The sequence below is a fragment of the Psychrobacter sp. genome (assembly GCF_035469765.1).
Taxonomy (GTDB): domain Bacteria; phylum Pseudomonadota; class Gammaproteobacteria; order Pseudomonadales; family Moraxellaceae; genus Psychrobacter.
The window spans coordinates 1-2,859 of record NZ_DATIRM010000400.1 but is presented as its reverse complement, the minus strand read 5'-3'; the positions used below and the strand labels follow the sequence as shown (position 1 = coordinate 2,859).

The window sequence follows — 2,859 nt, the reverse complement described above, 5'->3', positions numbered from 1 at the left end:
GATTAGCCAAAGTGATTATCCGGCACTGATGCATGGTCCGACTTTTATGGGTAATCCGCTTGCATGTGCTGTTGCTTGTGCCTCGATTGATTTAATCCTGTCTTATGATATCGAAGCGCGTACTACAAATATGCAATCTGTAATGGAACAGCAGCTCGCGCCAGCAGAGCTATTGGACGGTGTTGCTGAGGTACGTTGTTTAGGTGCAGTCGCAGTTATTGAGTTAAACGACGCGGTTGATATGCCAGTCTTCCAATCCTTATTGATTGAAAACGGCATCTGGGTAAGACCCTTTGGTAAATTGGTTTATATCATGCCGCCTTATGTGATTAGCGAAGACGAACTTGTCACCCTTTGCCAAGCGTTATTAAAAGTGGTCAGTATTTATTTAACCCAAGTTTCTTTGACCACAAAAGAATAGCAAGGATAACTATGAGCGTTCTGTTTATCTCAGGTATCGATACCGATATCGGTAAAACTTATGCTACAGGCATGATTGCCCAAGCGCTGATGCAGCAAGGCGTTAATGTCATTACTCAAAAGTTAGTACAAACGGGTGTGGCGATAAATGCAGATAGCGGCGAGATGGGCATTGCTGATGATATTATTGTTCATCGTCAATTGATGGGCATTGCGCTACAGCTGTGTGATATTGATAGTACAACTTGTCCTTATCGCTATGAGAAACCAGCATCACCGCATTTAGCAGTTAAGCTTGCAGGGCAGACTTTGAATCCTGAGGTGATTACGAGCGCTACAACAAGTCTGCAAGTGGATTATGAGGTGGTGTTATTAGAAGGAGCGGGTGGATTGCTGGTGCCGATCACTGAGCAATTATTAACCTTGGATTATATTGCTAAGCAAGGTTATCCGGTTGTTTTGGTCACCTCCGGACGTTTGGGCAGTATCAATCATACCTTGCTCAGTTTAGAAGCGATAACTTCTCGTGGTCTAGAAGTTCATAGCGTTATTTACAACCATATTCATGACAATGCTGCTCAGACGGATGAACAGATATCCGCTAGTACAATAGAATTTTTGCAAAATCATTTGGCTCAATATTATCCAAATACGTATTGGTTATCTTTACCGGTGCAAGAGGATAATGGCTTTAGTAATGTAGGTTTTATACTCCCTCAAAATTTTATATAAATCACTGCTAAAAATAAGCTAAAAAAACTTTCCGAAAGCAGGATTAATTTTGCTATAATAGCGCGCTTGGTAGACTAGGCAATCGCCGCTGCACACTGGCAACAGACATGCAGGGGAGGAAAGTCCGGGCTACATAGGGCAGCGTGCCAGCTAACGGCTGGGCAGGGTAACTTGACGACCAGTGCAGCAGAGAGGAGACCGCCTTTGGTATCCTAGATATCATCGGTAAGGGTGAAAGGGTGCGGTAAGAGCGCACCGCGTGGCTGGCAACAGTTCACGGCATGGTAAACTCCACGCGTAGCAAGACCAAATAGGCATCGGCATGGCGCGGCCCGCGTTCGATGCGGGTAGGTTGCTTGAGCGTACGAGCGATTGTGCGCCTAGAGGAATGATTGTCCACGACAGAACCCGGCTTATCGGTTTACCAACCTTTTTTAGTACTTTTGTAAAAGTACATTGTAGTACCGGTTTGGTGTTTTAAATTTGCGCTTATTTTGAATTTAATTCAATTTTTTTTGCAAAAAAAGCCAATTAGGGGTTGACGCAAGTCACTCATATCGGCATAATACCGAGCCTTAAATGGCGATGTAGCTCAGCTGGTTAGAGCGCATGACTCATAATCGTGAGGTCAAGAGTTCAAGTCTCTTCATCGCCACCATTTATTTAGCAGTTGCTCAAATTTAAAAAACCAATCTTTTGTGATTGGTTTTTTTTTGCCAGTTTTATAGCTTAGAATAAATAGCTACTCACAAAATCTGTATCAGATCTAACCTAGTAAACTTTCTATATTTGCAGTCAACTTGTTTACTCTTATTTATAAAACCAAAGCTTGCTGATAAAATCCACTTACTTTACAGTGGAAAACTGCTAGAATACCCTCACATGCCTGTGCGTAGTTATAAGTAATACTCAGTGCTACGGGCACTTCACTTGCTATAATACGATTTCGCTTAATGTAGTGGTATTGGTGTATTGACCAATATTAACTATGAGCGAGTATCATATTGTTGCCATCTGATAATAATTATATCCGTTATTCAATCCTCCATTATTTAGTAGGCGCTTTGTGACTGCATTAGCCAATATTCGTAACTTTTCTATTATTGCCCACATTGATCATGGCAAATCGACGCTTGCCGATCGTTTTATTCAAATGTGTGGCGCGCTGCAAGACCGCGAGATGCAGGCGCAAGTCCTCGATTCGATGGATATTGAGCGTGAGCGCGGTATCACGATTAAAGCGCAGTCGGTGACCCTGTATTATGATCATCCAAATGGCGAGCGCTATCAGCTGAATTTTATTGATACGCCTGGTCACGTGGATTTTTCTTATGAAGTCTCACGTTCATTAGCCGCTTGTGAAGGTGCGCTTTTGGTCGTTGATGCGGCGCAAGGTGTTGAAGCACAGTCGGTTGCTAATTGTTATACGGCTGTTGACCAAGGTCTTGAGGTCATGGCAGTTTTAAATAAAATTGACTTGCCACAAGTTGAGCCTGAGCGTGTGATTCAAGAGATCGAAGACATCATCGGTATTGATGCCGTTGATGCGCCACGCGTGTCTGCTAAATCGGGTCTGGGCGTTGATAAATTACTTGAGGCGTTGGTTGAATTTATCCCTGCGCCAACGGGTGATCGTGACGCACCGTTGCAAGCGTTAATTATCGACTCATGGTTTGATAATTATTTAGGCGTCGTATCATTAGTACG

At 43.2% G+C, this 2,859-nt stretch carries 3 protein-coding genes, 1 tRNA gene and 1 other RNA gene; all 5 read left to right on the top strand.

Features of this window, described 5'->3' with window-relative positions; translation table 11 throughout:
• Positions 1-421, top strand: a 421-nt coding sequence (locus VLN09_RS11180) for an aminotransferase class III-fold pyridoxal phosphate-dependent enzyme (protein WP_325246533.1), incomplete at its 5' end; no start/stop codon positions are given.
• A gap of 11 nt (positions 422-432) precedes the next feature.
• Entirely contained in the window at positions 433-1,152 is a 720-nt protein-coding gene (gene bioD / locus VLN09_RS11175; RefSeq protein WP_325246531.1) for a dethiobiotin synthase, read from the top strand.
• A gap of 66 nt (positions 1,153-1,218) precedes the next feature.
• Positions 1,219-1,584, top strand: an RNA gene (gene rnpB / locus VLN09_RS11170) — RNase P RNA component class A.
• Between the two features lie 149 nt (positions 1,585-1,733).
• Positions 1,734-1,810, top strand: a tRNA-Met gene (locus tag VLN09_RS11165).
• Positions 1,811-2,218: 408 nt separating this feature from the next.
• A partial coding sequence (locus VLN09_RS11160) for a GTP-binding protein (RefSeq protein WP_325246529.1) occupies positions 2,219-2,859 on the top strand: 641 nt, incomplete at its 3' end.

Coding starts and splice junctions, on each gene's coding strand:
- bioD (WP_325246531.1), top strand. CDS start 433: ATGAGCGTTCTGTTTATCTCAGGTATCGATACCGATATCGGTAAAACT.